The 7,036-nt window shown below is 31.1% G+C and carries 7 protein-coding genes; 5 read left to right on the top strand and 2 right to left on the bottom strand.

Annotated elements, in window-relative coordinates; genetic code table 11:
• The coding region (locus J2S15_RS05995; protein WP_307406389.1) for a hypothetical protein at positions 1-289 on the top strand (289 nt) is incomplete at its 5' end.
• Positions 290-497: 208 nt separating this feature from the next.
• The gene (locus J2S15_RS20300; RefSeq protein WP_370872476.1) at positions 498-734 is read left to right on the top strand and encodes an integrase core domain-containing protein; all 237 of its coding nucleotides are present in this window, start codon (positions 498-500) and stop codon (positions 732-734) included.
• 407 nt (positions 735-1,141) lie between these two features.
• On the opposite strand, the gene J2S15_RS05990 is transcribed toward J2S15_RS20300, so the two are convergent.
• Positions 1,142-1,744, bottom strand: a complete 603-nt coding sequence (locus tag J2S15_RS05990; protein WP_307406388.1) for a hypothetical protein — start codon at positions 1,742-1,744, stop codon at positions 1,142-1,144.
• 724 nt (positions 1,745-2,468) lie between these two features.
• On the opposite strand from J2S15_RS05990, the gene J2S15_RS05985 reads away from it, so the two are divergent.
• Positions 2,469-3,929, top strand: a complete 1,461-nt coding sequence (locus tag J2S15_RS05985; RefSeq protein WP_307406386.1) for an NADP-dependent glyceraldehyde-3-phosphate dehydrogenase — start codon at positions 2,469-2,471, stop codon at positions 3,927-3,929.
• A gap of 167 nt (positions 3,930-4,096) precedes the next feature.
• Here the strand turns inward: J2S15_RS05985 and J2S15_RS05980 are convergent, their stop codons facing one another.
• The gene (locus J2S15_RS05980; RefSeq protein ID WP_307406385.1) at positions 4,097-5,086 is read right to left on the bottom strand and encodes a tyrosine-type recombinase/integrase; all 990 of its coding nucleotides are present in this window, start codon (positions 5,084-5,086) and stop codon (positions 4,097-4,099) included.
• 526 nt (positions 5,087-5,612) lie between these two features.
• Here J2S15_RS05980 and J2S15_RS05975 point away from each other — a divergent pair.
• Together J2S15_RS05975 and J2S15_RS05970 are read left to right on the top strand one after the other, a co-directional pair.
• The gene (locus J2S15_RS05975; protein ID WP_307406384.1) at positions 5,613-6,092 is read left to right on the top strand and encodes a PTS sugar transporter subunit IIA; all 480 of its coding nucleotides are present in this window, start codon (positions 5,613-5,615) and stop codon (positions 6,090-6,092) included.
• A gap of 19 nt (positions 6,093-6,111) precedes the next feature.
• Positions 6,112-6,969 carry a PRD domain-containing protein gene (locus J2S15_RS05970; RefSeq protein ID WP_307406382.1) on the top strand — a complete coding sequence of 286 codons (858 nt, stop codon included), beginning with the start codon at positions 6,112-6,114 and terminating at the stop codon, positions 6,967-6,969.
• The last annotated feature ends 67 nt before the right edge of the window (positions 6,970-7,036 follow it).

Genomic DNA, 7,036 nt, shown 5'->3' with positions numbered 1-7,036 from the left:
TATGATTCATTTATTTCATGAAAGTAATGGGACAATGGGTGGGAAAATGATGCATCAAGCACTTATCAATATGGGACATGTATATAGTATTACAACAATATGGAAATATCGTAAAGAAATGCAGATGAAATCATGTATAAGAGGAAAAAAAGCAACCTACATAAAAGGAAAAATACATCATCTGTTTCCAAATATAATACAACAACAATTTGAAGTGAAAGAAGCAAATAAAATATGGTGCATTCAATTTTACTTATATAAAATTGAATACAGGAAAGAACAGCTATAATTGCAGTGTTATTGATTTACATCGACGTAGAATTGTTAGTAGTGTGAATGGAGATCATATCAATAGTCAGTTAGCTATTCAGGCAGTAAGTGAAGCAATCTTACAACAGCAACCTGATGCAGGATTAATACTGCACAGTGATTAAGGAAGTCAATTTGCAAGTAGAGAATTTATAACATATTGTCAAGAACATCTAATACAGCAAAGTATGAGCCGAGCTGGATGTCCATATGACAATGCAGTTATGGAACGATATTTTAATACACTCAAGTACGAATGTGTATATCAATATGAATTTCATACAAAGGAAAAAATGGATGAGATTATCCATACCTTTGCTTTTGAATACTATAATAAAATGAGACCTCACACCTATAACAATGGTTTTCCTCCCATTATCCCTTTAGAGAAGTTAGATACTACTGTAGCAACTTTACTTGACTAGAACAATAGAATTCATACCAAATTCATGATGACACCTAAGCGTTATCAACTATCTTTACTTAATGTAGCTTAACTATTTGTCAATTTTTTTGTTGCAGTTCCCCAAAGCAACTTGCGTGATAGACAAGAAATAGCATGTATTAACTCCCTCTCTTCCTCCTCTATATCTGAATCCCTTAAATCAAGTGAAGTTTTTTCATCAAGTTTATAAAATTATATTTGAGTTCTTCCTCGCTATACCTCTTCTCTAATTAATAAAATCTTGTATATCTATGCTACCATGAGCTTTTAAGGATAAATGACATCCTCGATTTCTAATTAAGTATTCTTGCATTAACAATCAATCCAACCATTTATTGTATTCCCAGTTACTTGAGAATCTTGATTAGCATCTTTACATTTATCTTCCTAATCTTCAACATTATCTTTTACAACAACTATAGCTTCTTTCTTAGTTTCATTTTTATGATTATCCACTGCAGTTACTGTAATAATGTATTCTCCAACTTTAGTTAAATCTACTTTAGAATAATCTATATCAATTGAAACACCTGCAAGGTCTTCAGCTGCGAAATACTTGATGTACTCTACACTTTCTGTTCCTTGTTTAACTTCTATCCTTTCTTTGAAGTCAACAAACTCTGGGGCTACTGTATCTTTTACCTTAACCTTGAACTCTTTTTCCTCATCTTTGTAAGTTACCCTTTGAGTATAAGTACCAACTTTTATTATATCTTTGCCATTCTCCACTTTCTCAGTTGGGAATAACATGCTAATCTTTGCATTCTCTAATATTTCCTTATCAGTTGTTTTTAATATGTCAGATGTCAATAGCTCAATTTCTTCACCATATTCAAATTCAAAAATTGACTTCTTTAATTTCAGATTTTCTTTATTATTTTTTGGAATCAGCGCAATTGCAAGAACTATAACAATAATCAAAATTCCTACTCCTCCTATTCCTACAGATTTTTTTGGTAACAAACTAAATTTTCTAATAATATCTCTCATGATATTCCTCTCTTTCAGATTGTGGTTGTCAACCAAATCTTTGTGTTTCTATATTTATTTTATCACATCATTAAATAACGAACAATTTGTCGATTTCCGTCCTTAGTGTAAAATGTATTTGTTAAACTAAAAATGGTCCGCACCCCCATTAAGACATTATCATTTGCGATTCATAAAAATGCAAGGCTAAGTGAGGTAGTGTCAAATAGTAGTGGGTAAAAGTATTGACATATTAAAAGTTTTGATAAATCTAGTGTGATTTCATAATAGATTTTTTAATGGAATAATGTTTTCAGTAATTTCCCGGTTTTCGATAATTCTTGATTGATAGCTGGGAGAACGAAATTGGTATCTCTAAATGAGATGTTTTTCACCTTACTCTTATATTTGTCACTGGTATAATGTTCATGTACCTTTTTATTGATTGTTTTTCGATTCTTCTTATAAAACTCTAAAATACTGAAGCCAGAATAATAAAGTGCTCTTATCATTCCAATTGTATGAATGTTTTCTTTTGTAAATCCTTTCGGTCGGCTTGAGAAATAGGATGCAAAATAATGAGAATTGATTCCCTCTGCGCTACATCCACTTTGATTTTCTAGTTGGTAATTCCTTTGAGAAGAAAAGTAATTGCTTTTCTTCTTTTTTATATGTTTTCTCAGGCAAAATATTTAAAATTAAAAATAAAATATGGTATGCTTGGTTAAATTTAAGGAGAATCATTATGATAAAAAAAATAGATGGGCATAATATGTACTACAATTATGTAGGAAATAATTGGTTATATACAAATGATGAAAAAATGGAAGTTTTTTCACCAGTAGATGGTTCATTTCTTGGGTATCTGCAAAAAATGAATACCAAGGATATCGACTTTGCTTTTGCCCAAGCAAGAAAAGCAAGTAAAGTTTGGGAATATTTACCAGCGAGCGAACGAGCTGAGTACTTATACAAAACAGCAAGTATTTTAGAAGAGCGCGCTGAAGAAATAGCTAAGGTTATGATGTATGAAATTGCAAAAGATTATAAAAGTTGTTTAAGTGAAGTTACTAGAACAGCTGATTATATTCGTTTTAGTGCTGACACGGCCAAGACAATTTCCGGGGAAGGAATTCCTGGTGATTTATTTCCAGGATATAAACAAGATAAGTGGTCAATTGTAAAAAGAGTACCATTGGGCGTTGTTTTAGCTATTTCTCCATTTAATTATCCAATCAATTTAAGTGCGTCAAAAATTGCCCCAGCATTAGTTATGGGAAATACCGTTGTGTTAAAGCCAGCCACGCAAGGAGCAATGAGTGCACTTCATTTAGTAAAGGCATTTGTTGATGCTGGCTTGCCAGAAGGAGTACTAAATACAATAACAGGAAAAGGTAATGAAATAGGGGACTATGTAACTGATCATATTGAAGTTGATTTCATCAATTTCACTGGTAGTAGTCGAGTTGGTAAAGATATCGCGAAAAAAGTTGCAATGAAACCGTTGCTGATGGAATTAGGCGGTAAGGATGCAGCTATTGTTTTAGAAGATGCTGATTTAGATCTTGCAGCAAGCAATATCGTTGCTGGAGCTTATAGTTATTCAGGGCAACGTTGTACAGCGGTTAAACGAATTTTAGTAATCGAAAGTGTAGCTGATAAGTTGGTTGAAAAGCTAGTACCATTGGTTCAAAATCTAAAGGTTGGAAACCCAGAAGATAATGCAACGATTACCCCATTAATCGACGAAAAATCTGCAAATTATGTTATGGAGTTGGTGGATGAAGCGTTGGACAGAGGCGCGAAACCAATTGTTAAAGGGAAGCAGGAAGGAAACCTTATCTATCCATATTTATTAGATAATGTTGATGTCAATATGCGATTAGCGTGGGAAGAACCTTTCGGTCCAGTATTACCAATTATTCGAGTAAAAGATGTAGATGAAGCAATTGAATTTGCTAATAAATCAGAATATGGTTTACAATCTTCAGTTTTCAGTAATAATATCGATCATGCATTTTATGTTGCAAAACGATTAGAAGTCGGATCTGTTCAGATAAATAATAAGACAGAACGTGGTCCAGATCACTTCCCATTTATTGGGGTAAAATCAAGTGGTATTGGAGCGCAAGGAATTCGCTACTCAATTGAAGCGATGTCCCGCTTAAAAGCAACTATTCTAAATACGAAAGATGAATATAAATAGGGTTATTCACATTCCTTATAAATATGAGAAAAGAGTTAAGGAATTAGTTTGACTCTTTTTTCGTGTGTCAATTGAAAATGAAAATGTCTCATTACAGCAAAATCATGGATACAAACTTACATGGAGAATTATTAATATATTTCATATTTGGTGGTATTATAGCATAGTTATTTATATCTCATAGTAATTTCTTTAAGGAAATTAGAAATTTCAAGAGAAGTTTGTGGTAATAAATGAGAATATGTTTGGAGGACTTCATCAATTGTATCTCCAATTCTTTGAGCAATGCCTATAACAGGCATATGATTATTTATCAGTAATGATACATGAGAGTGCCTCATATCATGGATAGAGATATGAGGCACATTGGCTGCCATTTCGTATCTAATTTTGGTTTGTCTAAGTGTTTCAAAAGCCATTGGTCTAGTTTTTCTTCCAATAATGAAATTTTCAGGATGATATGTTGGACTTTCTTTGGCATGGTCATGCCAAATGTTTAATAAAGATAATGTTTGTGGATCGATTTCAACTAGCCGATAAGAATTAAAAGTTTTGGGTTTCTTAATTACTTGCTTTCCTCTTATATTTGCACATGATTCATCTACACGTAGATGATTATTTATGAAATCATTCCATTTTAAAGCTAATAGTTCGCCTCTTCTAAACCCTCCGAAATAGAGTAGTAAAAATATAATTTTATGTTCTAAATTATCAATTACAGAGTAAAATTTGAAAAAATCATATTCACTCCAGATTAACATATCATCTTTTTTATCTGTTTTCTTTGGCGCTCCAACCTTTGAAAGTGGATTCCATTTTGTATCATATAGCGTATCAACCCAGACAAACATTTTAGAAAAGGTTCTGTGATTGTTTACAACAGTTTGATAAGATAAATGCTTTTTCATGGATAAGTGCCAATCGATAATATCTTTAGGAGTTATATCTAAAATTTTATGATTAGAAAAGTATGGTGCAATGTGCAGGTTAAATATGCTTTCATCATTAGCGCAAGTAGATTCTTCTTTGCTAATAGCAGAATACATCATATACTCAAACCATATATCAACTACATTAAAATTTATTTCCTCTTTTTTTTCATCGAGTACTTCATAAACTACATCTTTTATATATGAACGTTCATTTATATTATTCATTAACAATCCCTCCAAATGCATTTTACAGCATAATAAGAGATAAGATAGAAAACATTGACAACTATATGTATAAATGAGTATCATATAATAGAAAGTAATTATAAATCTGCCAAAAATAATTACTTAATTATGTTTTAAATGCTTTTTTGTATTGCTTTTATGTGCAAAAAAGCATATAATATAGGAGAATCAAGTGATTGGTTCATATATGCAAAAGGCTAAGGGTGGTCAAGTCCCCCCGGCCCGACCATTTATTTTGATTAGATATAAACTAAAAGCAATTTGTAAGAAAAATCTTATAAATTGTTTTTTATTTTTTCAATTCCACACTTGTTTTACACTAACTACACTAACGAGCTAGAATAAATAATTGACAAGTCAATTTATCGATGCTAGAATGTAAGCGTAATCATTGAGAGTTACTCTTTAGAGGCTTCACCTAATTACAACAATTTTTTAAATTGTGTGGTGATACTAAAGAGTTTTTTTATCATCATACATAATTGAATGCAAGTGAGGTGTATTGATGTTAAAAATGTTTAATAAAAAAGAATGTATTCTTTATTCCCCAATTAATGGAGAAGTGATTGAAATTGAAACAGTTGCTGACAAAGTGTTTAGTTCAAAGATGATGGGAGAAGGTGTTGGATTTATTCTTAATGAAGAGTTCATATGTGCACCATGTGATGGAGAAATATCAGTAATTCCATCTACTTTACATGCCTTTGGTATTACAGCCAAGAATGGAGCAGAAATACTCGTTCATGTTGGATTAGATACTGTAAATCTTCAAGGTGAGGGATTTAAGAAGTTAGTTAATCAGGGAGACTTGGTTAAGAAAGGAACTCCAGTCTTAAAGGTAGATTTAGAGTTAATGAAAAGAAAAAAAATTGATTTGACAACACCAATGGTAATAACTAATAGTTCTGATTTTAATATTATTATTAATGATTTAAATAAGTCTATAACAAAAGAATTTAGAATTATGAGTTGCATAAAAAAATAGGAAAGAGAAAGGAGGAGTTATGCAAGTTATTAAAAAGATAAATAATAACGCTGCAATATGCCTGGATACTGCAAATAATGAATTAGTTGCAATAGGGACAGGTATTGGTTTTCCTCCAGTTCCATATGAGTTAGAAAATTTGGAACTTATACAAAGTACTTATTATGGTGTTAATCCAATGTACCTTGATTTGTTAAATCAAATACCAAATGAAATATTTCAAGTGTCTGGAAAAGTAGTTGAAATTTTTAAGAATAAGATAAACTCAAGTGTAAGCTCTAATTTAGTATTTACACTTGCTGATCATATTAACTTTGCGATTGAAAGACATAAGAAAAACGTACAATTTGAAAATTCTCTACAATATGAAATTCAACACTTGTATGAAGATGTATATGAAATTGGTTTGATGGCAGTTCAATTGATTCAGACGAATTTGAGTATTCGTTTACCTAAAATTGAAGCAAGCAATATAGCATTACATTTAATTAATGCTGAATCGGTTGCTCAAATAGCAACCAAAACAAGTCATTTAGATGATACTTTAGAAGATGTAGTTGAAATTATTGGAAAACACTTTCAAATGTATATTGATAAGAGTACAGTAAATTATTCTCGATTTGTATCTCACTTTCAATACTTAATGAAAAGACAACAAAAAGGGAAACTAATGAATAGTGAAAATTCTAAATTATATCTATCTGTTATTGAAGAATATCCTGATACGTTTAATTGTGTCAATAAGATAAAAGATTATTTAATAAAAGAAATGGATTTTGAATTAAATGATGAAGAGTCTCTATATTTGATTCTTCATGTGAATCGTCTTTGTGTAAGAGAGGATTGTTACCGAAAGGGCATCACCCCATCACAATAAGTCTAGTAGTTTTTCTATGAGATTTTGTGTTGGGGTTTTTGTTTGATTGTTCCAATATAAAATGCGC

The organism is Breznakia pachnodae, from assembly GCF_030814225.1.
Classification (GTDB): Bacteria; Bacillota_I; Bacilli_A; order Erysipelotrichales; family Erysipelotrichaceae; genus Breznakia; species Breznakia pachnodae.
This window is presented reverse-complemented; position numbering and strand designations above follow the sequence as displayed.